Below are 23,184 nucleotides of genomic sequence, written 5' to 3'. Positions count from 1 at the left end.
GTTCTACCAAAACAGTACTACAGCTTCCGCCGACGGGCCAATAGGTAAACCTCGCGGCTACGAGGCCGAGAAGCCTTCGGCTTACGGGAGACGACTTGCTGAAACTCCCGCCGGAGGGTCCGCAGGTAGGCGTCGAAGCCCTCGCCCTGAAAAACTTTTACCAGGAAATCTCCACCTGGCTTTAACACTTGACATGCAAAGTCCAGCGCAAGTTCCGCGAGATACATAGCCCGGGGTTGATCGATAGCGGCCTGCCCAGTGATATTGGGCGCCATATCCGACAGCACAAGATCGACCTCTGCCCCCGCCAGCGCTTCGTTTAAAGCGGTCAACGCCGCCTCTTCGGTGAAGTCGGCTTGCAAGCAAACGACTCCCGACAACGGCTCCATCGGCAGTATATCCAGCGCGACAACACGGCCTTTTTTACCGACCATCTGTTGCGCGAGTTGCGACCAACCACCCGGCGCCGCTCCCAAATCGACAACATTCATGCCCGGTCGGATAAGCCGGTCGCGCGCCTGAATTTCCTCTAACTTAAACACAGCCCGAGAGCGGTAGCCAGCCTCCTGCGCCTTTTTGACGTAAATATCGTCAAAATGTTCACGCAGCCAGCGATGACTGCTCTTACTTCGGGCCATGGGACGACTCCTCGCCATGCTCGGCGCGTTCGCGCTCAACACGCATGACCCGATGGGCCCGCCAGACAATTCGTAGGGTGCCAACGCTCGCTACGACAGCTAAAATCGCCGTATCCAGGCTACGCGAGGTATCTAAACCCGCCAGTAACAGGAAGGCGCCGATACAGACGACAAGCCAAAAACCGAACTCCAGTTTAACGGGGTTCAAAGGACTTGGCGCTATTTTTAAGGTAATGGCGCGTGCTACACTGCGCCGCTTTGACATATCGCTCATTTTCCAGGGCCAAAATGCTGAAACTCACCGAGCAACAGAAACGCCATTTGCGCCGCCTTGGGCATCAACTGAAACCGGTGGTTCGCACCGGCAATGCCGGGCTAAGTGAAGCCGTCATGAACGAAATCGAGGCGGCACTCGAACATCACGAATTGATCAAAGTAAAGCTGGTCGCCGACGACCGGGAGCAACGCAAGCAGTTCAGCGAACGAATCTGCCAAACTACTCAAGCCGTTATCGTACAGGCAATCGGCCAAATTGTCCTACTGTACCGACCCAATCCCGAACGGAAAGGCAAACAAATCGCTTTGCCGTAACGGGACCGCCGCACACAGACAGGGCGGGCGGCACCTTAAGTCGCCGCTCGCCCCCATCCGCTAGCGGGGCGCGACCCAAAGGCTACCAACGCCAGGCCAAGCATGCTCACAGCCAGATAAATCAACTGTGCAATGCCGTGCAAGCGCATAAACGCCTCGCCGCTCTCCTCGGCCATTAGCTGCCGTATGCCGAACTCTCCCGCCGCGATACCGACCAACATTGCGGCAACAACCCATGCTCGCCAATTACCAAGGCGCGGCTCACGCAACAACTGAAGCAGCAGAAGAACGGCACCGCAAAACAGGCTAAGATAAGCCACTGCGGTGAACATCTCGCCTGCAAGCGCCCCCGCCTGCGCCGTTTCGAGATTGGCAAACAGCACAGGCGCGACCACATAGCCGACGCACCACAGCGCACCGACCCACAGAGTCAGCAGGATGCGCTCACCGACAGCGGTCGACTTATCGAGCATGCTCACAGCCTACCGATAGCGGACTCCGACGATTTCGTACTCGCGGATCCCGCCAGGGGCCTGCACTTGTGCGATATCGCCCTCTTCCTTCCCAATTAAAGCGCGAGCAATCGGGGAGCTTACGGAGATCAAGCCCTGCTTAATATCCGCCTCGTCGTCGCCGACAATCTGGTAGGTCACCTCTTTGCCCGTCTCCTCGTCGATCAAGTCGACCGTCGCACCGAATACGACTTTGCCCTCCGTGGACAACGTCGTCGGGTCGATAATCTGGGCATTGGAGAGCTTTCCTTCGATCTCAGCAATGCGCCCTTCGATAAAGCTCTGTTGCTCGCGGGCGGCATGATATTCGGCATTTTCCTTAAGGTCGCCGTGCGCGCGGGCTTCCGCGATCGCCTCGATGACCCGAGGCCGCTCCACCGTCTTCAAGCGAGCTAATTCTTCCTTGAGTTTCTCTGCACCTTTAACGGTCAGCGGTACCTTACTCATGCAATCACCTCTTTATGCAAGTCCTGCAGCCGGCTCACCTCGTTAGCCTCTAAGAAATCAAGCGCCAGGCAAGTCGCTCTAGCGGCGGCTATGGTTGTGGTATAGCTTACCTTATGGTGCAAAGCCTCACGGCGGATCGAGAACGAATCGGAAATCGCCTGTTTGCCTTCCGTCGTATTGATAATCATATCGATCTCGTCGTTCTTAATCGCATCGACGATATGCGGTCGCCCTTCGGTGACCTTATTGATCACAGAGCAATCTACGCCCGCAGCCTGTAAGGCAGAAGCGGTACCACGAGTAGCTATAATGCTGAACCCACGGTTAACCAACGATTTGGCTAGCTCCAAGACAGCGTCTTTGTCGGCGTCTCGAACACTAATGAACACCCGGCCGGTGCGCGGTAGCTCTACGCCCGCTCCTTGCTGAGCTTTGAGATAGGCCTCGGCAAAGCTTCGGCCAATACCCATAACTTCGCCTGTAGACTTCATCTCCGGCCCCAAAATGGGGTCGACGCCGGGGAACTTGATAAACGGGAATACAGCTTCTTTCACGGAATAGTATTTGGGAATGACTTCTCCCTTAACCCCTTGCTCGGCGAGGCTCTGCCCGACCATGCAGCGGGCCGCGATTTTCGCCAACGGCAAGCCGACCGCTTTCGATACGAACGGTACGGTACGCGATGCACGCGGGTTAACCTCCAGGAGGAAAACCTGCTGTCCCTTAATGGCATATTGGATATTCATCAAGCCGACCACACCCAACGCTTTCGCTAGCTGGCGAGTCTGCTCACGCAACCGATCCTGAATATCCGGTGCGAGCGTGTACGGCGGTAAAGAACAAGCCGAGTCACCGGAGTGTACGCCAGCCTGCTCGATATGCTCCATAATGCCGCCGATCAGGACATCGCGACCGTCGCAGATCGCATCGACATCGACTTCAACCGCGTCGTCCAAGAAGCGATCCAACAGCACAGGCGATTCGTTAGACACCCGCACCGCTTCTCGCATATACCGCAGCAGGTCCTCTTCCTGATAGACGATTTCCATCGCCCGCCCGCCCAAAACGTAAGACGGCCGCACCACCAGCGGGTAGCCAATCTCTGCCGCCAACTCCAAGGCCTGATCGACAGCTCGCGCCGTTCGGTTCGGCGGCTGTTGCAGCCCGAGGCTTTCGATTAAGCCCTGGAAGCGCTCGCGATCCTCGGCCAGATCGATAGAATCCGGCGTTGTACCGACAATAGGCGCACCCGCCGCTTCGAGATCGCGCGCAAGCTTCAGCGGCGTTTGCCCGCCATATTGCACGATCACGCCTTTCGGCTTCTCCAGGTCGATGATTTCCAGCACATCTTCCTGAGTCAAAGGCTCAAAGTAGAGGCGATCGGAGGTGTCGTAGTCGGTCGAGACTGTTTCCGGGTTACAGTTGATCATGATGGTTTCATAACCATCCTCGCGCATTGCAAGCGCCGCATGGACACAGCAATAGTCGAACTCGATACCTTGCCCGATACGGTTAGGCCCACCGCCTAAGACAATAATTTTGTCCCGCGAACTCGGCTCGGATTCGCACTCCTCCTCGTAGGTGGAGTACATATAGGCCGTGGTAGCCGCAAATTCGGCGGCACAGGAGTCAACCCGCTTATAGACCGGGCGCACGCCAAGCCGGTGCCGCAGCGAACGCACCTCGGCTTCGGTTCGATCGGTCAGCTTCGCCAAACGGGCATCGGAGAAACCTTTTCGCTTCAGCTCGAACAGCGCATCTTTATCCTCTAAAGATAGCTCGCCACTCTGCAAGGCTTTCTCGTACTGAACCAGCTCTTCGAGCTGTGCGAGGAACCATGGGTCGATTGCGGTAAGCTCATAGACCGCATCGACGCTCAAGCCGGCGCGAAACGCATCGGCAACATACAAGACGCGCTCCGGCTTAGGCGTCCGCAGCTCTTGTTGAAACGCTTCTTTCAGATCATCGCGCGCCAGGTCGATCCGCTCATCTAAGCCATCCAGACCGTTTTCAAGCCCGCGCAATGCCTTTTGGAACGATTCCTGGAAAGTTCGACCGATGGCCATAACCTCGCCAACCGACTTCATCTGCGTCGTGAGCGTTGCCTGGGCCTGAGGGAACTTTTCGAAGGTAAAGCGCGGAATCTTGGTGACCACATAGTCGATGGTCGGCTCGAACGAAGCCGGCGTAGCACCGTCGGTAATCTCGTTCTTGAGCTCGTCCAGGGTATAGCCGACCGCCAACTTCGCAGCGACCTTGGCAATCGGGAAGCCCGTTGCTTTGGACGCCAACGCCGACGAACGGGAAACACGGGGGTTCATTTCAATCACGATCATGCGCCCGTTCTCGGGATTGATCGCAAATTGAACGTTCGAGCCACCGGTTTCGACACCGATCTCGCGCAGCACCGCCAGCGAAGCGTCCCGCATCAGCTGGTATTCTTTATCCGTCAGCGTCTGCGCCGGCGCGACGGTAATGGAGTCGCCGGTGTGCACTCCCATGGGGTCCAGGTTCTCGATAGAGCAGACGATGATGCAGTTGTCGTTCTTATCCCGAACAACCTCCATCTCGTACTCTTTCCAGCCCAGCACCGACTCTTCCAGCAACAGTTCGTTGGTTGGCGAGAGATCCAAGCCACGCTCGACGATTTCGACGAACTCTTCCCGGTTGTAGGCAATCCCGCCACCGCTGCCGCCCATGGTGAAGGAAGGCCGAATGATCGTCGGGAAACCGATACGTTTCTGAGCTTCTAACGCCTCTTCCATAGAATGGGCGATTTCCGCGCTAGGCGTATCCAAACCGATTTTGGTCATCGCTTGTTTGAAGCGTTCCCGATCTTCGGCTTTGTCGATAGCGTCTTGCGTGGCGCCGATCATCTCGACGTCGAACTCTTTTAAAACACCATGCCGATCTAAGTCCAGGGCGCAGTTCAACGCGGTCTGCCCACCCATGGTAGGCAGCACGGCATTCGGGCGTTCCTTCTCGATGATTTTGGCGACTGCCTTCCAATTGATCGGCTCGATATATACAACATCGGCCGTCTCAGGGTCGGTCATGATGGTAGCCGGGTTCGAGTTCACCAGGATAACCCGGTAGCCTTCTTCGCGCAGGGCTTTGCAAGCCTGAGCGCCAGAATAGTCGAACTCGGCCGCCTGCCCGATCACGATCGGGCCGGCGCCAATAATCAAAATGCTCTTGATGTCGGTTCTCTTGGGCATCGTCTCTATCGTCAACCGGAAGCGTGAATGAGGTGCGTCTACCTTACTGACGGTGCTTTGCCATCATCTCGATAAAGCGCGTGAACAACGGCGCCACGTCGTTGGGCCCGGGACTTGCCTCGGGATGCCCCTGAAAACTGAAGGCCGGCTTATCCGTCCGTTCAATACCTTGCAGCGAACCGTCGAACAAGGAACGATGCGTCGCCCGAACATTTTTCGGGAGCGATTCCTCGTCGATGGCGAAGCCGTGGTTTTGGCTGGAAATAATCACCTTGCGGGTATCAAGATCCAATACCGGGTGATTAGCCCCGTGATGGCCAAATTTCATCTTGGTGCTCTTCGCCCCGCTGGCCAACCCTAACAATTGGTGTCCTAGGCAAATACCGAACAGCGGCACCCCCTGCTCCACCAACTCTTGAATCGCCGCGATCGCATAGTCGCAGGGCTCAGGATCGCCCGGCCCGTTCGAGACCAGCACGCCGTCAGGTTTAAGCGCTAATACATCCGCCGCCGGCAATTTCGCCGGCACTACGGTCACTTGGCAGTTGTGGTCGCACAAGCGGCGCAGGATATCTCGCTTAACGCCATAGTCATATACCACCACGTGGTAGGGAGAGCCTTGATAGGCTTTATCCGGCGCCGGCTCAAAACCATGGTCGAGCTTCCAACTGGGAGTCCGCCACACGTACGTGTCGGCACAGGTAACCGTTTGCGCCAGATCCATTCCCTTCAAGCCCGGAAATTCGCGAGCCGCAGCCAACGCCTTTTGCTCGTCGATGCCCCCGGCCATGATGCAGCCGTTCTGCGCACCTTTCTCACGCAGCAACCGCGTCAGCTTACGCGTATCGATGCCGGCAATCGCCACAACCGCATTTTCCCGTAAATAATCGGGTAGCGATTGCGCAGCACGCCAGCTGCTCATACGCGGCGGCACGTCGCGCACCACAAGGCCACTGAGCATAACTCTTTTCGACTCGGCATCGACGGGGTTAACGCCAACATTGCCGATATGGGGATACGTCAGCGTTACCAGCTGACCACTGTAGGAAGGATCGGTGCAGATTTCCTGATAACCGGTCATCGCTGTATTAAAACAAACCTCACCGGTCGTCATGCCTTCCACGCCGATGGACTCTCCACGAAACAGAGTGCCATCCTCAAGCGCAAGAATAGCGGGCGTTTTCAAGAGACCCTCCTGCTACTGCGCGCGCAAAAACGGGAGGGATCAATCGATACCCTCCCGTTTTGCGCGCAGGTGTTCTTAAAGTGAAATCATTTGCTGGCGTAATTTTAATTGTTCCCGGTATTGCTGTCCATCCTTATGCCGGATTCGCCTTGCATCGGTGGCACCATCGGTCAGGCTCGACTACAATGAGCACCCTCGTCGGTATGGCCCGCAAGCCCTACTCATCCGCATTATCCGCCAACGCGCCCACGACGGCGTTGCGCACCTTGAGGCGTGGACCCCGCCTTGCCGTAGATGTGCATAAGCTTGCCGGCCCCGTGCGTTTAGGCGCGATCAAGTACTCGCATCTGCCAGGAGACAACAACCGGCACACCATGAAGGCACTCTCACTCAAACGACTCACCAAGCACTACGGCGACAAGGTACAAGCCCTGAACGGCATCGATCTTGAGGTGGAAGAAGGAGAGTTTTTCGGCCTTCTCGGCCCGAACGGCGCCGGCAAATCAACCGCGATCGGCATTATCAGCTCGTTGGTAACCAAAACCAGCGGCACTGCCCAGGTGTTTGGCTACGACATCGATCAAGAGCCTTGGCAAGCGAAATCGCTGCTTGGTTTGGTACCGCAGGAATTCAATTTCAATAATTTCGAGACGGTCGAACAAATCGTCCTCAATCAAGCAGGCTATTACGGCATCCCGCGCAAGGAAGCCAGACAAAGGGCGGAGCGACACCTTAAAGCCTTAGATCTGTGGAACAAGCGCCACGCTATCTCGCGTACGCTATCTGGCGGCATGAAACGACGGCTGATGATCGCCCGCGCGTTAATCCACGACCCCAAACTGCTCATTCTCGACGAACCCACGGCCGGCGTCGATATAGAGCTACGACGCTCTCTGTGGCAGTTCTTGCGAACGATCAACGAGCAAGGCACGACGATCATTCTGACAACCCACTATCTTGAAGAAGCAGAAACGCTCTGCAAAAACATTGCCATCATCGACCAAGGTCGCATTATCGAGCACACCGACGTCAAAACCCTGCTCAAAAAGCTCAACACGCAAAGCTTCATTTTAGACGTTAACGGCGAGTTAGAACATTTGCGCATACCAAAAGGGTATAAGGTGCAGCGATTAGACGCCGGCACGCTTGAGGCGGAGATTACCGCCCAGCAGAATCTTACCGCTTTATTTGCCGAACTGGCCGATCAGGGTATCGAAGTTATTAGCATGAAGAATAAAGCGAACCGTCTTGAGGAACTCTTCTTGCACATGCTTCATAAGGCCAACCAGGAAACGCCTGCTCCCGGGCACAACCAAGCGAGCCTCAAATGATCCCTTCGCGCGCGCAACAACATTTGATCGCACTCGGCACGATCGCTTACAAGGAAACCCACCGCTACCTGCGCATCTGGCCACAGACCCTATTGCCTCCAGCGGTCACCATGACCCTTTACTTCATCATATTCGGCAACCTAATCGGTCCCCGCATCGGAACGATGGACGGATACGCTTATATCGACTTCATCGTTCCCGGCATCATCATGATGTCCGTGATAACCAATTCCTACACCAACGTCGCTTCGTCATTTTTAGCGCAAAATTTCAGCGTCACATTGAAGAAATGCTGGTTTCTCCGACGCCGAATTACATCATTCTGCTGGGCTACCTGATCGGAGGCATTGGTCGCGGGCTACTGGTCGGCCTTGTCGTCACGCTGATCTCCGTTGCCTTCACCCGCCTCCCCATCCACAACATTGCCATCACCGTGTCCGTAGTTTTCTTAACCGCCACCCTCTGCGCTATGGGCGGCTTCATCAACGCAATCTATGGCCGGAAGTTCGACGACATAGCGATTGTGCCAACATTTGTCTTAACCCCACTGACCTATCTCGGCGGCGTATTTTACTCCATCGCCTTACTCCCGCCCGTCTGGCAACACGTTTCGCAACTTAACCCCATTCTGTATACGGTTAATGCGTTTCGCTATGGCATTTTGGGAGCTTCGGATATCAACATTGCTACCGCCTACATCATCCTACTACTGTTTATTGCAATGCTAGGCTGGGTGTGCCTACATCTATTGAGCAAAGGGACCGGCCTTCGGCAATAAAAAACCGCGCTAAGCGCGTTTTTATTGCAACGAGAATCACTCAAATTAATCGACGCGCAGATCTTCCAAGGAGCGTCCAGAGGCTTCCCACTCTTTTACCCAAGACGGCTTCCGCCCGCGACCAGACCATGTTTTATCCGCATCTTCCGGGTGCCGATAACGAACAGCCCCTTTAATCGCCCCCGGCTTTACGCCCGGCGAAGCAGACAACAACTCATTCAGGCTGAACCCGTAACGCTCAGCGACGTGCTTCAGCTCTTTTTGCGCCTCTTTAACTTCCTGCTTACGGCGCTTCTTCAATTCGCGGTCGATCTCCTTCCGAAGCTCGCGCAACTCCTGAGAGTTGTAGTTAGCAAGGTTCATCAGCGCTCCTTATCATTTGTTACGGCTAGGCTCAGCATAAAAAAAACGCCCTACTACCGAGACATCTTCTAATGGCAAAAAGTTCATTTCTCAAGACCTCGGAGTAGCCGGAGAGTTCCATTTCGCCGATCATCCTGATAGCGTGGCTTCATGCAAAGAGAACTCCTCATCCCTATCGGGATCGCTCCCGCTGGAGAATTCTATTTTCTATTATGGCCTTATTGCAAGGCAAACAATTATTGCTTTCCCGACCTAAGCCTTCTGCTTTACGGGAAAGAAACCGGTTGAAGCAGTCATTAATTTCCTTACTCAGCTGAGGTCAAAAGAGCATCTTCGGTTAAGACCTGCATAACTGGCAGAAAGAAGAAGGCACGCTTGGAGAGAAAATACGAAACCGACCTTTGGGTGAACCTAGGGCGTTAGCGCCATTGCCGACCGCCTATTCGCACACCGCGTAGGGCCGATCTCGGGCGTTTTTGTGGCGAATAGTTCTGCGCCGACGGGCAGACCCGGTATAGTGTCCGACCTCGGCTAACGGCGGCGGCAATCGGCCCAAAGCCGATTCACAGCCGATTGTCGAAAGCCAAAAGCTACCCAAGGTAAAGCACCGTTCGTACTCTCTCAGCAAGGAGCGATTCATGGACTCGCTACAGCCCAATCTTTCCGCCACCCCCGCCGTACTTACGGTTGAATTGGATATGCGCGCGGTTGCTGCAGGCGCTCGCCCACCCGCGCCTCTCTCGCCGAATAAAGCGGAAAAGATGGCACATGCTATTGCCGCAGACCTGGAAAAATCCTGGGCTCGGAACTCCGCCAACACGGCATGATTATGCCGGGCGCCTTGTACGATTTAACCGAACTGTTGCAGCCTGGGCTCCCCTTTATCGAAACCTTACTCGAACTGTATCGCGGCAGTCTGCCGCAAACAGGCTTTGTGCCACAGATCGTCGCCATCGGCAGCGAGACGGAACAGTTTCCGGTGCAAGCTCTCGCCCCCCTACGCCGGCCCGGCTCCGGTCCATTGCTTGCCATCCCGCTGTTGTTTGTCGGCCAGGCATCGGCCATCGACAAACTGCAGGAGCAGTTGGAGTCAGTGCTGCTAGAGAAAGGCCAAGCACAGTTGGAAACGGAGAACTGTCTGCGTCAGGACTGGGGCCTACAGCCGGTCAACCTCTCCTATGTAACGGTCAACGACCTTTGTGCACTGCTGAAAATACAACTGGAGAACGCCGAACTGGGGAAACTTTGGCAGCTCCTCGAATCGGCTCTTTACCGACCAAATGAGCGAACGCGCGTTGAACTGGATACTGGGAATATTTTCTTTCTGGAAGGCAATCAGGCTTACTCCCCCTATTACACATTCGACGAATGGCAGGCCCTACATCCCAACCTAAGCGACCCCACCGCCGGCTATAGCGAATGGACGAAACAGCAAAGAACATACTTTGCCGGTCTTGGCGCACATGGTATCGAGGTGCACCCGGTGGCGGGCACGCCGTCGCTTGCGGGGTTATGCGAGAATAAAGGCTTGGATAAGGCGAAAAGGCAGGCACTCAGCAATCCGGGCTTGTTACGCGAACCCGACCACGACCCGGACAATTTAGAAGACGCCAGCATCATATTATTGACCGAACACGCTTTAAACGAGCTGGGGCCGGTGGCTTATACCGCTCTGGTACAAGCCGCCGATGGCACCGTTTTACATCTTGGCAATGAATATCCTCTTCAACCGTCAGGTATCGCCATGATTCGAGATTATTGGGGGGCCAAGCGGAGCGCCTAGGCGTGGAGTTGCATCTTGCTCGACCCGGCAAACTCACCGTCTCGGAAGACAAAGCGCACTTAGTGCCGGACTTAGATACCGTTGGCGGCCCGCATTAACCTGGGCCGAAATAGAATGAAACGCAAGCTGCCTCGCGGAACTGTGCCGCGGGGCAACTTCCGATAATGGCGTAAGAGTCACCTTTTATTACGGGTAAACCAACTGTTTAACCCACTCGCCATCGATAATTTGATACCGTATCCGGTCATGTAAGCGCCCAGGGCGTGCACTCCAGAATTCAAACAAGGTCGGTACGATTCGGTAACCGGACCAATGCGGCGGCCGCGGCACCGATTCGCCGCTGAACTTCTCTTCGTAGCCCGCCACCCGCTGCTCGAGTTCGTCCCGGCTCAGTAACGGTTCCGACTGTTTAGATGCCCACGCTCCCAGCTGACTCAGGCGTGGCCGGGTGACCCAGTAGGCATCGGCCTCCGCCGGCTCCAGATCGTCCACGGCCCCTTCGACCAATACCTGCTCCCACAACGGCTGCCAAAAAAGCACAGTGCAGCCTTTGGGTTTTCCGCCAACTGCTGGCCTTTTCGGCTTAATCGATTGGTATAAAATACGAAGCCGCCTTGGTTGACCTCTTTTAACAACACCGTGCGCGCACTTGGTTGACCGTTATTACCGCAGGTCGCCAGGGTTACGGCGGTAGGCTCGCGAAGATCGGAGTTACACGCCAATTCGTAAAGATTCCTAAAACGGTTTAAGGCCTCTTCATAAAGCGCCATAAGTTAGCCTGCACTCCTTTCCAGTCTTACCGCCAGTCGATGAAAAAGGCACTTTAGCAGAAAAAGCGATCTCATTGCGGTTGCGTGAAGCAACGAGCCTAGCACGCTCTTGCAAGGCTTTTTCTATCGCTTGCCAGAGGCTATCGAGAATAACTCAGACGACGCCAAATTTATCGCTTTTTTGACGAAGCAAACGGTCATTCTTGCCGCTCCCCTTCCACCGGCGTTACTTTCAGGCGCAAACCTTCCCGCTCTAATACGCGTACGCGCTGCCCTTTTTGCACTGCTCTGTCGCTGCTCGCGTTCCAGGTTTCGCCTCGAATTACCACGCGACCGCGGCCGTCGAAATCCTCAGCGGCTGTGCCTTCCAGTCCTCGGATACCTTCGCCGCCGGAAACCACAGGCCGACCAAAAGCACGTATCACCATGGTAGCTATGCCGAGAAAGACGATTAAACTGACGATCGAGAACCCGGCCACCAAGGCCATCGATAACTCGAAACCTTCCACATCGCTATCGAAAAGAATGACAGAACCGACCGCAAAGGAGATTAAACCGCCAATACCAAGCGCGCCGAAACTCGGAACGAACGCCTCTGCCAACATCAGCGCCACTCCAAGCAACATCAATGCCAAACCGGCGTAGTTAATAGGCAGGACATGGAAAGCAAACAACGCTAATACCAGCGAAATCGCGCCGATAATACCCGGAATCAGCGAACCAGGGTTCGCCAACTCGAAGATTAGCCCGTAGATACCGATGAGCATCAGCACGTAGGCAACATTTGGATCGGTAATAATGGACAGGAAGGTAGAGCGCCAATCGTGCTCGAAGAGCTCGACCTCGGCTCCCTCGGTCGCGAGCGTAACCGTTCCCGTGGCGACCTTGACCTCGATGCCGTCCATATCTTGCAGCAAAGCCTCAAGGCTCTCCGGCATAAAGTCGATCACATTGTTCTCAAGAGCGCTGCTTGCCGATAGGCTACGCCCCTCTCGCACGGCTAACTCTGCCCACTCCGCATTTCGGCCCCGCAACTCAGCGAGAGACTGCAGATATGCCACCGCGTCCTCGACCATTTTGCGCTCCATCGCCGAACCGCTGGCAGGCTCTCCATCCTCCTCTTCCAAGGCATCGTCCGGCGCACCGGGCATACCGCCCACTTGCACCGGCGTTGCAGCGCCTAGATTAGTGCCCGGCGCCATGGCGGCTACATGCGAGGCATAAAGAATATAAGTACCGGCACTCGCTGCCCGGGAACCGCTAGGCGCAACATAAGTCACCACCGGCACGTCCGACTCCAGTATCGCTCGGATAAACCCCCGCATCGAGGTATCGAGCCCTCCTGGCGTGTCCATCTGCAAAATGACAGCGGCCGCCCCCTCGGCTTCGGCCTTGGCCATTCCTCGTTCGAAATAATCCAGTAGCGCGGGGCCGATCACACCGTCTATCTCCAACACCACAACCTTGTTAGGCTGCGACTGCGCTACGCCGGAAGCACACAGCAAGAGCATCAAGACGAGAAATAGGCGTTGCATAAAACACCCCGCATTATCTAGTCATAGGAGGAGTACCGCGCCGGGACTGGGCCAAGCATATCTTCACTAGGGCTGTTGAGCTTGGTTTCGCGCCCAGACGACTCGCCGCGACAAACCGAGACCAACTAACCCTAAAAACTAGCATATAAGAAAAACGGGGCCTCTAATACTCCGCCTCGTGCGCGAAGCGAGGCGGAGTATTAGAGGCCCCGTTCTATTAAATAGGTATCAGACTCAGCCTCGCAAGGCCACGACGACTTTCTCTTTAATGTCGTCGACGCTGCCCACACCTTCGATCGTCGAGTAACAAGGTGCCGCTTCGCCGCCCTGAGCGGCCCAGGAGGAGTAATACTCGACCAGCGGCTTGGTTTGCTCATGATAGACTTGTAGACGTTTACGGACCGTCTCTTCCTGATCGTCATCGCGCTGGACTAAAGGCTCGCCGGTCACATCGTCTAGGCCGTCCTGTTTCGGCGGGTTGTAAACGACATGGTAAACGCGGCCTGAATCCGGATGAACGCGACGCCCGCTCATACGCTTAACGATTTCTTCGTCATCGACCTGCAACTCCACCACATGGTCGATACGGATACCTTCGCTCTTCAAGGCGTCAGCTTGAGCGATAGTGCGCGGAAAGCCGTCAAACAGGAAGCCGTTGGCGCAGTCGGGTTGGGCAATACGTTCCTTCACCAACCCGATAATGATATCGTCGGAGACCAAACCGCCGGCATCCATGACCTTCTTTGCTGCCACGCCCAAAGGAGTACCTTGCTTGACCGCTGCCCGCAGCATATCGCCGGTCGAGATTTGCGGGATCGAGAACGTCTCGCAGATGAATGCGGCTTGAGTGCCTTTGCCCGCGCCGGGCGGCCCTAATAGAATGACTCGCATGGATCAAACCTCTGCTGTTTTATTTTAAAATGGGTACTAAATCTTTTCTCAGCCGCACCAATAGGCGGCTTCTCAACCGGCAGACGAATCGTGAAAGACCATCGCATAAAGCTCGACAGTTTCAACAAAATAGCGGACACGCCCCTTAATCGGTCGACCGCGCTACGCTCTGCAACGCTCTTTAGCCGACAGGATTCATCGTGTCTTGGAAGCACAGGCGTGAGGACGCGCTTTATCGCCCTCGTGCTCGGGGTTTTGTTCGCGCTGAGCGTACCACCGGCCCTGGCCAACTGCAACGCAGCGCCTCAACCCGGCATTAATTGGTTAGGGTGCGATAAGCAGGAAGCGGACTTACAAAACGCGAACTTAGAACGCGCTTTACTTAACCGCACGAGCTTTCAAGGCGCCAACCTCCGCGGCGCCAACCTCCAGCGTGCAGACTTTGGCAATGCTCGCCTCAACGGCGCAACGCTAGACGAAACCAACCTTCAGGGTACCCGTTTCGTAGCGGCAAACCTCAGCGAGGTTTCTATACAAGAAGCGGACGCAAGAGGGATCCGGCTGGACCGGGCCACCTTGACTAACGCCAACTTAAGTAACAGCCGGCTGGACGAGGCGCGCTTTTACGCTAGCAACGCTCTGAATGCGAAATTGCGAAATAGTACGCTTGCCGAAGCCGTCTTCACCCAAGCCGATTTCCGCGACAGCGACTTTAGCAAAGCAACCTTGCGACGAATCGACGCGCGGCGCGCCCAAATGGAGGGAGCGAACTTCGCCGGTGCCGACTTGAGCGATGCGGATCTACAGAATGCCCGTTTAACCAATGCCGACTTCTCGGGTGCAAATTTACGGGGGGCCGACCTCCGCTCTGCCGACATCAGCGGCGCTGATTTTACGGACGCCGAACTCAGCAATGCTATATGGACCGATCGCCGCCGGTGCCGACGCGGCTCGGTAGGAAGCTGCGACTAATCCAGGCCACACCAGGAATCCGAAGAGCAGGGCCGTAGAGGAAGCCGTTAGCCAGCGCCGAGACGAAAAGAGAAGGTTTGTGTCTCAGCCGGGCTGCCATCCGGGTGATAGCTTCGCTCGCTAAATTGCAGTTCGCCATCGGCGCGCAGGAGAATAACCGTCGAGCAACGCGTGCCGTAGGTCTGATCGACGATAAACATCGGCGCCAGTAAACGCTCCCACTCTAATGCGATGCCCGTGTTGGGCAACGCCTCATCCGGAGGTATATGACGATCGGCCAACAGCTCGAATAGCTTCTCGGCATTAAGGTCCACGGCCTGGGCAATATACGCCTCTAACAAGGCCTTGCCACGCGCCACCTTCGGCCATGGCGTCTCTAACAAGTGGTTGCTTAAGCCGTATAGACCGTAACCTAAAGCATGGTCGACATGATCGTGATTATTATAGGAATGAAGGCCGTCGTTGACATGGCCGAAGACCAAGTTGAAGCCGTTATAACGGGCCTCGGCAGCGCGCAAGCTTGCGGCAAAGTCCACCGCGGCGCCTGTATCTAGCAACGCCTCAACAACGAGCTGGCCCCGCGAGGCGCGCTGCGGGTCGTTATTTTGCGGGTCGCGGAAATTGGTCAGCGCGGCAAAACGCCCGGTACGGCTAACGCCAAGCCACGTACCGCCGGCTTTTAAGTCTCGCCCCGCCAAAATACCTTCCGGCCACCAAGCCGCCGGCGCTGTCGGCCTGGCGTGAAATTCATCCCGATTAGCCGCTACGACGAGCGGGTAATCGGGATGCACACCCTGCGCAAACAAAAGCAGGCACACTAAGATTCAATCCTCTGCCAATCGATAAACACCCAAATTGCCGCCGCTGGTTAAGACGTAAATTCGACCATTAACGACCAGAGGCGCTTCGGCAATAGCTTGACGTCCAACCCGAACCCGGTCCTGCAGAGAGCCATCACGCACCGACAACCAATTAAGGTAACCGGCACTATCCCCCACCAGCAAATAGTCGCCATAAACCGTCGGGGGCGACAGATTTACCTGGCTTAGGTCTTCCTGCCGCCAGATCGCACCGCCGCTGAAACGATCGAACGCCCAAATCCTACTTCTATCGTCCACGGAAAAAACCCGCTCAGGGTCGGCAGCCGCACCCAAATAAGTAGAAAACTCACGCGTCCAGCCAACTCGCCCGGTATACAAACCCACGGAGGCAATACGCCCTTGATAGGCACCAACGTAAACATCGCCTCGATAAACCACCGGATCGCCTTTTATATCGACCATCCGCTCAAGTTCCGTGCGGCCTCGGGGTGCGGCAATTTCTGCCTCCCAAGCCACGCTACCGTCATTCAGCTGCAAAGCCACCAGGCTACCGCCATCCTGGCCGACCAGCACAAGATCCCGCGCGATTATCGGGCTGCTGGTACCCCGTAACGTCAATACCGGCGGCGTACGATCATGCATCCAAAGGCGCGACCGTTGCGTGCATCAAGCCCATAAACCCGGCCGTCGACGCTACGCACAACGACAACCGAATCCGCTACGGCCGGAACGGCGAGCACCTCGCTCCCGACACGGGAGCGCCACAACTCGGTGCCGTCGCGCCGATCAAGCGCGTATACCCGACCGTCGCGAGTTCCGACAACCAGTAAACGAGCCCCTACACCCGGTCCGGCACTGACATGGCTACTGACCTCGGCTCTCCACAAGCGTTCGCCGTCTTCGTTGGCAAACGCCAACACGCGACCACGCCCATCGACGGCATAGACAACATCGTCGCGGACGGCCGGGACCAAACGGTAATTATCCGCCGCGTCGATACCTCGCATGCGGGCGGTCCACACCGTCTCTATCGGTAACTGTTCGGCAAACGCGGTGGACGATGGCGGATCGCCGCGCCCCGGGGTTGCGCAACCGACGATCAAACCCGTTAATAACAAGACCAGAAATAGTCTCATCACGAGAGAGGCTCCGAGGGTTCGACACCCATATCGACCAATTTCAACTCGATCAAACTACGCCGCTGACCGTCAATATCGGCCGCGCTTAAGGCCGACCGGTAGGCACGCTCTGCGGCTGCGCTTTCGCCTTGGGCGAGATAAATATCGCCTCGCAGCTCCTGGTACTGAGACCGGAACCCGCCTTCGCTTCCCGTCCGCAGAGCATCGAGAGCGGCTTGATATTCGCCAGCCCCTAGCAATAGCCGTCCTAAGCGTAAGCGAGCGATGTGCCTGAGATTATCGCTATCGCCGTGCTGCACGACCCAACGCAAATGCTGCTCTGCCGCCTCGTAGTCGCCCCGTTCGGCAAGAAACTGAGCCAACCAGAACGACGTTAGCGTCGCATAGGTAGTATTCCCGTACTGATCAACAATAGCCTCGCCCCGAGCAACAACGGTTTGCGAGTCGGCATCGGCCTGGACTTGCTCTAGAAATACCAAATATTCATTGGAGGCTTCCCGCGCCACATTCTCTCGGTGGGTATCCCAGAACTGCCAACCGACGACCCCGCCGACAGCAAGAATAACGCCAGCGACCACCGCCTTCCCGTTCTCTCGCCACCAGCGCTTTATCGCCTCGATTTGTTCCTCGTCAGAACCGTAACTCACCGCTCTTCCCTCTTAATCCGTTATGAATACGAACCGCCACCGAAAACCCGCTCTTTTAGAAGAGTGGACAACTCGGCTTGCGGCAAGGTCCGCTGCTCGCCGGTACCGCGTAAATCCTTTACCGTCACGGTGCCTTCGGCGACCTCGGCCTCGGCTAACACTAACGCAAACTGCGCGCCGCTGCGATCAGCCCGCTTGAATTGGCTTTTGATACTACCGCCGCCGCTGTTAACCACCAAGCGCAATTCGGGAATTGCATCGCGCAAACGTTCGGCAAGACGATGGGCGGCAACCGTCTGCCCCAACTCGACCAGATAGGCATGCGGTGCCTCGGCGACGCTAGTTAGGTCGCGTTCTTCCAGCAACGCGACCAGACGCTCTAAACCCATGGCGAAACCGATGGCTGGCGTGTCTCGACCGCCGACTTGCTCGACTAAACTATCGTAGCGTCCGCCGGCAAGCACAGTACCCTGCGCTCCGAGGCGATCGCTCACCCATTCGAAAACGGTCCGAGAATAATAGTCCAAGCCCCGAACCAAACGCGAGTTAACGGTATAGGACATACCCGCGGCATCCAAGATCTCCCGTACGCCGTCTAAATGCGCCTTCGATGCCTCGTCCAAATGCTCTAATAGCTTTGGCGCACCCTCGATCAGGGCCTGCATGTCTGGATTTTTACTGTCCAGAATGCGCAACGGGTTCGTTTCCAAGCGTCGGCGACTGTCTTCGTCCAACGTGTCGTAGTGCTCGCGAAAATAGGCCACCAACAGGTCGCGATACGCCTTCCGACATTCGTTACTGCCAAGGGAGTTGAGTTGCAGCTCGACATCGTCCAAACCGAGACGCCGCAACAAGCGAGCCGTCATCAAAATCATCTCGGCATCGATATCAGGCCCCGCTTGTCCATAGGCCTCCGCCCCGATTTGGTGAAATTGCCGTAAGCGCCCCTTCTGCGGCCGCTCGTAGCGGAACATCGGCCCCATATACCAAATTCGAGGCTGCTGGTTGTGCAACAAACCATGCTGAATACCGGCACGAACACAGCCGGCGGTACCTTCCGGGCGCAACGTCACGCTCTCACCGTTTCGATCCTCGAAGGTATACATCTCCTTCTCGACGATGTCGGTCACTTCGCCGATTGAGCGGGCGAACAACTCCGTGCGCTCCAGGATTGGCAAACGGATTTCCTGATACCCGTAGCCGGCAAGCACTGCCCGCACGGTCTCTTCGAGATGGCGCCATATCGGCGTTTGTTGGGGCAGGACATCGGCAAACCCCCGGATACTCTGTATCGCCTTGGCCAAAGTACCTCCGGCTAAAACTTTTGCTGTTATTGGCGACCACCGCGAGCAACCCGCCCCTGTTGCAAGGGCCCGGATTGCTCGCGATGCGAAACTATGACTTTAGTCGACGTCGAGCGTCAAACGAGCGACGCGGCCGCGCCGATGCGGTGTCAAATCCACCGGCTCGCCGTCGAGTTCGACGGCCACGACATCGGCATTACCGATGACCATAGAAAACGGCGGTTCGGCTTCGAATTCCCTTGTCGTCGGGCCTTGTACCACACCCAACACTAACGGGTTATTCTCGCCATCGCGCACATCTACCCACGACTCGCCCGCAAAGCGTAGCGTTAACCGTGCTTCCGTCGTCTCCGGCACCGGTTCTGGCTCGGGAGTCGGAGCCGGCAGTTCCACTTCCGGCACTACCGGCGGCTCAAGCTGAGGCGGCTCTTCAGCCGGCTCCGGCTCGGGGTCGCTTACCTCAGGCGGCTCCCGCTCCTGCACCGGTTCGCCCTCGGGGCCTGCCTCCTCGATAATGGGAGGCGGGCTTTCTTCCGGCTGACCGCCAAGTCGTATGTCATCCCAATCGCGCACGGCCCATAGCGCGACGGCCACCGCACCTACCAGTACGGCTATCCACAACAACCCCCGCCGAGAACTGCCCTCGCCCTTAGGTGTGCGGGGGGCGTTGGCTTAGCTTGCTGCGGCTTACGTTTCTTTTGCACAGCGTCGAATTCAGGTTCTGGCGCATGTATGCGCTCGAACGCGGCAAGCACATCCGCTTCCGGCACCTCTACCAGCTTCGCATAGGCCTTGAGGTAGCCTTTAGAAAAGGTCGCCGGCGGCAACTCATCGTAACGGTCGCCTTCCAACGCCTGCACGACCGCCACCCGAAGATGTAACGCATCGGCTACCGCATGCAAACTAAGCTGCTTGCCTTCGCGGGCCTCGCGCAATAAGCGGCCTGGGCCTTCGGCGCCCGACTCAGGCGGCAGCGGGGTTTCGTCAGTCATGACGCTCCATCTCCAACAGCTTACGTGCCTCTGTGCTGTCGGGGAACCTGGATCGCAGCGATAACGAATAGCTTGCGACCGCATCCTCGTCCCCGAGGGCTCGTTCGATGTTAATGCCCAACCAGAGCGTTTCCGCCGTCTGCGGCGCTACATCCAGGTAACGTTGATAGAACCCTCTGGCGGACATGGCGTGTCCGCCTTCCAAACGCAGCTCGGCCACTCGCAATAAAGCGGGGGCAAAGCGCGGGTTAGCCTCCAGGGCCTTAAGAAAAGACGCTTCGGCCTCCTCCGGCCTGTCGTCGCGTATCAAGCAAAGACCGAGGTTGGTATACGGCACTTCCGGCGTGCGGTACAAGGGGTTTTCCACCGCCCGCAGAAAATGCCGTTCGGCCTGAGAAATATTGCCTTGGGCACACAGAAAGCGCCCGTAATTGTTCAGGATACTGGAATCCTCCGGCGCCAATTGCACCGCGCGACGGTAATGGCGACGAGCATCGTTGTGCTCGTTTAAGCGATCGTAGAGCAAAGCCAGCGTCGCATGTGCATCGGCATAGCGGGCATCCTGCGCGACGGCGCGCTGGAGCTTTTCCTTCGCCTGCTCCAGCTCGCCTTGCCGCATGTACTCGACACCCAATTGCGTATTGATTCGGGAGGCCCGTTGGTCGGCGCTTTGCGGTCGATCGGTACCGCTCGTTGCACAGCCGGAGACGAGAAGCGCAAACGCTAAAGGCATTACAACCGCAAGAATGCGCGTCATGTTCGCTCTGCCTGTACCTGTTGTTCCGTTCGCAGGCGGCGCTTAGCCCGTTCCTGCACCTTACCAACCAACTGTCCGCACGCCCCGTCGATATCGTCGCCGCGCGTACGACGAGTGGTAGTCGTGTAACCGGCTGCCTGCAAAATCCGCGCAAAGCGTAATATCCGCTCGTCGCTGGAGCGTTTAAAACCCGCGCCAGGAAAAGGATTAAACGGGATCAAGTTAATTTTGGAAGGAATGCCTTCCAATAACTTAGCCAATTCCTTGGCATGCTCGTCGCGGTCATTAACCCCGTCGAGCATCACGTACTCCCAGGTAATCTTGCGATGCGGCTTACCGGCGATATAGTTGCGGCACGCAGGCAGCAACTCCGCGATCGGAAACTTCCGATTAAGCGGCACGATCCTCTCGCGCAACTCGTCGTTTGGCGCATGCAACGACACCGCGAGGCTGATATCCGTCGCCTCAGCCAAACGATACAGGGCCGGGACTACGCCGGACGTGCTCAAGGTCACACGCCGCTTGGACAAACCGTAAGCTTCGTCGTCGACCATCAAATTGGCCGCAGCAACAACGTTGTTGAAGTTCAACAACGGCTCGCCCATACCCATAAAGACGACATTGGTTACCGGCCGATCCCGCTCTTCGTCCGCTAAGGCCTGCACCGCAAACCAAACTTGGCCGATAATTTCGGCTACCGACAAATTGCGGTTAAAACCTTGCTGAGCCGTCGAACAAAACTTGCAGTCGAGCGCGCAGCCGACTTGGGAAGAAATGCACAAGGTGCCTCGGTTCGGCTCGGGAATGTACACCGTCTCAATGGCGTTGCCACCGTCGAGCGACAGCAGCCACTTGCGCGTGCCGTCAACCGATTGCTGATCGAAGACGGCTTTGGGCAAACGTATCTCCGCCACCTCGGCAAGTTTGGCTCGTAGCACCTTGCTAAGGTCGGTCATTGCGCAAATCGGTGACGCGGCGCTGATGAATCCACTTCAGCACCTGAGACACACGAAAGGGTTTTTCGCCGAGTTCGGCGAAAAACCCTGCCATGGCATGACGGTCAAAGTCGAGCAGATTGACCTTCTTCATCGTCGGCCGTTGCTCGACAGCCCCGTTGGACTTAGCTTCTGGAACAGATGTCATCAGCTTTAAAGAAGTATTCGATTTCCTGTTTAGCCGTTTCCGGCGCATCGGAGCCGTGTACGGCATTAGCGTCAATGCTTTCGGCATAGTCGTGACGCAACGTGCCGGCGGCCGCTTCTTTCGGGTTGGTAGCGCCCATAATTTCGCGATTCTTACGAATAGCGTCTTCGCCTTCGAGGACCTGCACCATAACCGGGCCGGAAATCATAAAGCCGACCAGATCGTTGAAGAACGGGCGTTCCTTGTGAACAGCATAAAAGCCTTCGGCATCTTCGCGGCTCAATTGAGCCATCCGAGCGGCGACGATCTTCAGGCCGGCCTTCTCGAAACGGCTGTAGATTTCCCCGATGACATCCTTGGCCACAGCATCCGGTTTAATGATGGAAAGCGTACGTTCAACAGCCATTCCGAAACTCCTGATTTGTCGATATTAAGGGGTGATTCATCTTCTACGGAAACCCGCATCGTGAAGCGGGCGGATAAGGCGCGCTAGTGTACTCTTTGTCACCGATATGGGCAATTTACCGCTGGCGCATCGGCAAAGGGCTGTGCTGCCGTTGGTAAAGCCGCCTTACCAAGGCGCCGACCTTCGGCAGCGCCCGCCTTGCCGACAAGGCCCGGAAATAACCTAGCGCTTCCTTAAACCGAGAAGCTCTCCCCGCAACCACAGGAGGCCGTCACGTTCGGATTACGAAACTCAAAGCGCTGGTTTAAGCCTTCACGGATGTAATCGATTTCCATCCCTTCGAGAAACGGCAGACTTTTTTTGTCGACCACCAGTTTCACGCCGTGCTGTTCGTAAACGTTATCTTCGGGATCTACCGCATCGGCGTAATCCACGGTATAGGCAAAGCCCGAGCAACCGCTGGTTTTCACGCCCAAACGCAAACCGATAGCGTTTTCTTTTTTCGCCATGGTCTTGCGAATATGGTTCGCTGCCGCATCCGTGATCTGTATCGCCATCTCACACCTCCCAAAAGCAGCCGTTCAATCGTTCTGCCAAGCTTGTAGCGCCGCTTTCAAAGCGTCTTCAGCCACTAAAGCAACACCGGTTTTAAGCGGCGGCAAAGCCAATTGCCGAGCCACCTCCAAACCAGTCAGCGCGGCGGCCTCGGCCAATTCTCGCCCCGGCAACCACGCCGCCAACCAAGAGCCGCACGCAACCGTCGCCGGACAACCGAAAGCCTCAAAGGACGCCGCTTCGATCGTCGAGCCTTGGATCTGCAACCGTAGCTCTAGCACCGCACCGGTCGCCAGCCGGCCGGCGCGCCCGGATACGACATTATCGCCCGTCAGCACGGCGTCCGCGCCACACGGATTGCGATAATGCTGCTCTACTTGCGGACTAATAAGGCTCATCGCATTC

At 56.6% G+C, this 23,184-nt stretch carries 25 protein-coding genes and 3 pseudogenes; 6 read left to right on the top strand and 22 right to left on the bottom strand.

Features of this window, described 5'->3' with window-relative positions; translation table 11 throughout:
* Nucleotides 1-17: 17 nt before the first annotated feature.
* Both rlmE and CAI21_RS05875 read right to left on the bottom strand, forming a co-directional pair.
* The gene (gene rlmE, locus CAI21_RS05880; RefSeq protein ID WP_116301429.1) at nt 18-638 is read right to left on the bottom strand and encodes a 23S rRNA (uridine(2552)-2'-O)-methyltransferase RlmE; all 621 of its coding nucleotides are present in this window, start codon (nt 636-638) and stop codon (nt 18-20) included.
* Entirely contained in the window at nt 625-903 is a 279-nt protein-coding gene (locus CAI21_RS05875; protein WP_147305039.1) for a hypothetical protein, read from the bottom strand. The genes rlmE and CAI21_RS05875 overlap by 14 nt, the downstream gene beginning before the upstream one ends.
* 23 nt (nt 904-926) lie before the next feature.
* Here CAI21_RS05875 and yhbY point away from each other — a divergent pair, with 23 nt between their 5' ends.
* On the top strand, nt 927-1,229 hold the full coding sequence (gene yhbY / locus CAI21_RS05870; protein WP_404840853.1) for a ribosome assembly RNA-binding protein YhbY: 303 nt from the start codon (nt 927-929) through the stop codon (nt 1,227-1,229).
* Between the two features lie 35 nt (nt 1,230-1,264).
* On the opposite strand, the gene CAI21_RS05865 is transcribed toward yhbY, so the two are convergent.
* From CAI21_RS05865 to carA, 4 genes are read right to left on the bottom strand one after another with little or no spacing between them, the layout of a single operon-like run.
* Entirely contained in the window at nt 1,265-1,702 is a 438-nt protein-coding gene (locus tag CAI21_RS05865) for a DUF4149 domain-containing protein (protein ID WP_116301427.1), read from the bottom strand.
* A 9-nt stretch (nt 1,703-1,711) separates the two neighbouring features.
* Nucleotides 1,712-2,188: a transcription elongation factor GreA gene (gene greA, locus CAI21_RS05860; RefSeq protein ID WP_116301426.1), complete on the bottom strand. Its 477-nt coding sequence runs from the start codon at nt 2,186-2,188 to the stop codon at nt 1,712-1,714.
* Complete coding sequence (gene carB, locus CAI21_RS05855) at nt 2,185-5,406, bottom strand: carbamoyl-phosphate synthase large subunit (RefSeq protein WP_116301425.1); 3,222 nt, start codon at nt 5,404-5,406, stop codon at nt 2,185-2,187. Before carB ends, greA begins: the two co-directional genes overlap by 4 nt.
* Before the next feature lie 43 nt (nt 5,407-5,449).
* Nucleotides 5,450-6,592 carry a glutamine-hydrolyzing carbamoyl-phosphate synthase small subunit gene (gene carA, locus CAI21_RS05850; RefSeq protein ID WP_116301424.1) on the bottom strand — a complete coding sequence of 381 codons (1,143 nt, stop codon included), beginning with the start codon at nt 6,590-6,592 and terminating at the stop codon, nt 5,450-5,452.
* A gap of 374 nt (nt 6,593-6,966) precedes the next feature.
* On the opposite strand from carA, the gene CAI21_RS05845 reads away from it, so the two are divergent.
* Together CAI21_RS05845 and CAI21_RS05840 are read left to right on the top strand one after the other, a co-directional pair.
* On the top strand, nt 6,967-7,923 hold the full coding sequence (locus CAI21_RS05845; protein WP_116301475.1) for an ABC transporter ATP-binding protein: 957 nt from the start codon (nt 6,967-6,969) through the stop codon (nt 7,921-7,923).
* Nucleotides 7,920-8,701: pseudogene (locus CAI21_RS05840) on the top strand (ABC transporter permease). The gene CAI21_RS05845 and the pseudogene CAI21_RS05840 overlap by 4 nt, the downstream one beginning before the upstream one ends.
* 45 nt (nt 8,702-8,746) lie before the next feature.
* Here CAI21_RS05840 and CAI21_RS05835 read toward each other — a convergent pair.
* Nucleotides 8,747-9,064 (bottom strand): H-NS histone family protein, encoded by a 318-nt coding sequence (locus tag CAI21_RS05835; RefSeq protein ID WP_116301423.1) that lies wholly within the window; start codon nt 9,062-9,064, stop codon nt 8,747-8,749.
* Nucleotides 9,065-9,702: 638 nt separating this feature from the next.
* On the opposite strand from CAI21_RS05835, the gene CAI21_RS23090 reads away from it, so the two are divergent.
* Entirely contained in the window at nt 9,703-9,891 is a 189-nt protein-coding gene (locus tag CAI21_RS23090) for a hypothetical protein (protein WP_116301422.1), read from the top strand.
* Between the two features lie 2 nt (nt 9,892-9,893).
* Nucleotides 9,894-10,847, top strand: a complete 954-nt coding sequence (locus tag CAI21_RS05825; RefSeq protein ID WP_116301421.1) for a hypothetical protein — start codon at nt 9,894-9,896, stop codon at nt 10,845-10,847.
* 186 nt (nt 10,848-11,033) lie between these two features.
* On the opposite strand, the gene CAI21_RS24650 is transcribed toward CAI21_RS05825, so the two are convergent.
* The 4 genes from CAI21_RS24650 to adk all read right to left on the bottom strand — a co-directional run bounded on the left by CAI21_RS24650 (nt 11,034) and on the right by adk (nt 14,043).
* Nucleotides 11,034-11,387, bottom strand: coding sequence for a pyridoxine/pyridoxamine 5'-phosphate oxidase (locus CAI21_RS24650; RefSeq protein WP_258868017.1), 354 nt, complete (start codon nt 11,385-11,387; stop codon nt 11,034-11,036).
* Nucleotides 11,282-11,617, bottom strand: coding sequence for a pyridoxamine 5'-phosphate oxidase family protein (locus CAI21_RS24645; RefSeq protein ID WP_258868016.1), 336 nt, complete (start codon nt 11,615-11,617; stop codon nt 11,282-11,284). Before CAI21_RS24645 ends, CAI21_RS24650 begins: the two co-directional genes overlap by 106 nt.
* 197 nt (nt 11,618-11,814) lie before the next feature.
* A complete protein-coding gene (locus CAI21_RS05815; protein WP_116301420.1) occupies nt 11,815-13,152 on the bottom strand; it encodes an NfeD family protein in 1,338 nt (445 codons plus the stop codon).
* Nucleotides 13,153-13,386: 234 nt separating this feature from the next.
* Complete coding sequence (gene adk / locus CAI21_RS05810; RefSeq protein WP_116301419.1) at nt 13,387-14,043, bottom strand: adenylate kinase; 657 nt, start codon at nt 14,041-14,043, stop codon at nt 13,387-13,389.
* 219 nt (nt 14,044-14,262) lie between these two features.
* On the opposite strand from adk, the gene CAI21_RS05805 reads away from it, so the two are divergent.
* Nucleotides 14,263-15,015, top strand: a complete 753-nt coding sequence (locus CAI21_RS05805; protein WP_181919283.1) for a pentapeptide repeat-containing protein — start codon at nt 14,263-14,265, stop codon at nt 15,013-15,015.
* A 47-nt stretch (nt 15,016-15,062) separates the two neighbouring features.
* On the opposite strand, the gene CAI21_RS05800 is transcribed toward CAI21_RS05805, so the two are convergent.
* The 11 genes and pseudogenes from CAI21_RS05800 to CAI21_RS05745 form a co-directional block, all read right to left on the bottom strand.
* Nucleotides 15,063-15,833, bottom strand: a complete 771-nt coding sequence (locus tag CAI21_RS05800) for an NRDE family protein (RefSeq protein WP_116301417.1) — start codon at nt 15,831-15,833, stop codon at nt 15,063-15,065.
* A 9-nt stretch (nt 15,834-15,842) separates the two neighbouring features.
* Nucleotides 15,843-16,856: pseudogene (locus CAI21_RS05790) on the bottom strand (outer membrane protein assembly factor BamB family protein); the annotation flags it as partial.
* A gap of 115 nt (nt 16,857-16,971) precedes the next feature.
* Nucleotides 16,972-17,622, bottom strand: coding sequence for a YfgM family protein (locus CAI21_RS05785; RefSeq protein ID WP_116301414.1), 651 nt, complete (start codon nt 17,620-17,622; stop codon nt 16,972-16,974).
* Between the two features lie 20 nt (nt 17,623-17,642).
* Complete coding sequence (gene hisS, locus CAI21_RS05780; RefSeq protein WP_116301413.1) at nt 17,643-18,926, bottom strand: histidine--tRNA ligase; 1,284 nt, start codon at nt 18,924-18,926, stop codon at nt 17,643-17,645.
* A 99-nt stretch (nt 18,927-19,025) separates the two neighbouring features.
* Nucleotides 19,026-19,547, bottom strand: a complete 522-nt coding sequence (locus CAI21_RS05775) for a DUF4115 domain-containing protein (protein WP_116301412.1) — start codon at nt 19,545-19,547, stop codon at nt 19,026-19,028.
* The gene (locus CAI21_RS05770; protein ID WP_181919282.1) at nt 19,538-19,918 is read right to left on the bottom strand and encodes a helix-turn-helix domain-containing protein; all 381 of its coding nucleotides are present in this window, start codon (nt 19,916-19,918) and stop codon (nt 19,538-19,540) included. The genes CAI21_RS05775 and CAI21_RS05770 overlap by 10 nt, the downstream gene beginning before the upstream one ends.
* Nucleotides 19,911-20,675: a type IV pilus biogenesis/stability protein PilW gene (pilW, locus tag CAI21_RS05765; RefSeq protein WP_116301410.1), complete on the bottom strand. Its 765-nt coding sequence runs from the start codon at nt 20,673-20,675 to the stop codon at nt 19,911-19,913. Before pilW ends, CAI21_RS05770 begins: the two co-directional genes overlap by 8 nt.
* Nucleotides 20,672-21,764 (bottom strand): annotated as a pseudogene (gene rlmN, locus CAI21_RS05760) (dual-specificity RNA methyltransferase RlmN). Before rlmN ends, pilW begins: the two are co-directional and overlap by 4 nt.
* A 31-nt stretch (nt 21,765-21,795) precedes the next feature.
* Entirely contained in the window at nt 21,796-22,224 is a 429-nt protein-coding gene (ndk, locus tag CAI21_RS05755; protein ID WP_116301409.1) for a nucleoside-diphosphate kinase, read from the bottom strand.
* Nucleotides 22,225-22,457: 233 nt separating this feature from the next.
* Nucleotides 22,458-22,781: a HesB/IscA family protein gene (locus CAI21_RS05750; protein ID WP_116301408.1), complete on the bottom strand. Its 324-nt coding sequence runs from the start codon at nt 22,779-22,781 to the stop codon at nt 22,458-22,460.
* 24 nt (nt 22,782-22,805) lie between these two features.
* Nucleotides 22,806-23,177, bottom strand: a complete 372-nt coding sequence (locus tag CAI21_RS05745) for an iron-sulfur cluster assembly scaffold protein (protein WP_116301407.1) — start codon at nt 23,175-23,177, stop codon at nt 22,806-22,808.
* Nucleotides 23,178-23,184 lie beyond the last annotated feature (7 nt).

Origin of the sequence: Alkalilimnicola ehrlichii (genome assembly GCF_003399765.1) — a bacterium.
In the GTDB taxonomy this organism is placed as follows: domain Bacteria; phylum Pseudomonadota; class Gammaproteobacteria; order Nitrococcales; family AK92; genus AK92.
The sequence above is the reverse complement of the archived record's forward strand: the minus strand, read 5'-3'. Positions and strand labels throughout refer to the sequence as shown.

Coding starts and splice junctions, on each gene's coding strand:
- rlmE (WP_116301429.1), bottom strand. CDS start 638: ATGGCCCGAAGTAAGAGCAGTCATCGCTGGCTGCGTGAACATTTTGAC.
- CAI21_RS05745 (WP_116301407.1), bottom strand. CDS start 23,177: ATGAGCCTTATTAGTCCGCAAGTAGAGCAGCATTATCGCAATCCGTGT.
- pilW (WP_116301410.1), bottom strand. CDS start 20,675: ATGACGCGCATTCTTGCGGTTGTAATGCCTTTAGCGTTTGCGCTTCTC.
- greA (WP_116301426.1), bottom strand. CDS start 2,188: ATGAGTAAGGTACCGCTGACCGTTAAAGGTGCAGAGAAACTCAAGGAA.
- CAI21_RS05875 (WP_147305039.1), bottom strand. CDS start 903: ATGTCAAAGCGGCGCAGTGTAGCACGCGCCATTACCTTAAAAATAGCG.
- CAI21_RS05770 (WP_181919282.1), bottom strand. CDS start 19,918: ATGACTGACGAAACCCCGCTGCCGCCTGAGTCGGGCGCCGAAGGCCCA.
- CAI21_RS05825 (WP_116301421.1), top strand. CDS start 9,894: ATGCCGGGCGCCTTGTACGATTTAACCGAACTGTTGCAGCCTGGGCTC.
- ndk (WP_116301409.1), bottom strand. CDS start 22,224: ATGGCTGTTGAACGTACGCTTTCCATCATTAAACCGGATGCTGTGGCC.
- CAI21_RS05845 (WP_116301475.1), top strand. CDS start 6,967: ATGAAGGCACTCTCACTCAAACGACTCACCAAGCACTACGGCGACAAG.
- CAI21_RS05865 (WP_116301427.1), bottom strand. CDS start 1,702: ATGCTCGATAAGTCGACCGCTGTCGGTGAGCGCATCCTGCTGACTCTG.
- CAI21_RS05750 (WP_116301408.1), bottom strand. CDS start 22,781: ATGGCGATACAGATCACGGATGCGGCAGCGAACCATATTCGCAAGACC.
- CAI21_RS05835 (WP_116301423.1), bottom strand. CDS start 9,064: ATGAACCTTGCTAACTACAACTCTCAGGAGTTGCGCGAGCTTCGGAAG.
- CAI21_RS23090 (WP_116301422.1), top strand. CDS start 9,703: ATGGACTCGCTACAGCCCAATCTTTCCGCCACCCCCGCCGTACTTACG.
- CAI21_RS24645 (WP_258868016.1), bottom strand. CDS start 11,617: ATGGCGCTTTATGAAGAGGCCTTAAACCGTTTTAGGAATCTTTACGAA.
- adk (WP_116301419.1), bottom strand. CDS start 14,043: ATGCGAGTCATTCTATTAGGGCCGCCCGGCGCGGGCAAAGGCACTCAA.
- CAI21_RS05815 (WP_116301420.1), bottom strand. CDS start 13,152: ATGCAACGCCTATTTCTCGTCTTGATGCTCTTGCTGTGTGCTTCCGGC.
- carB (WP_116301425.1), bottom strand. CDS start 5,406: ATGCCCAAGAGAACCGACATCAAGAGCATTTTGATTATTGGCGCCGGC.
- yhbY (WP_404840853.1), top strand. CDS start 927: ATGCTGAAACTCACCGAGCAACAGAAACGCCATTTGCGCCGCCTTGGG.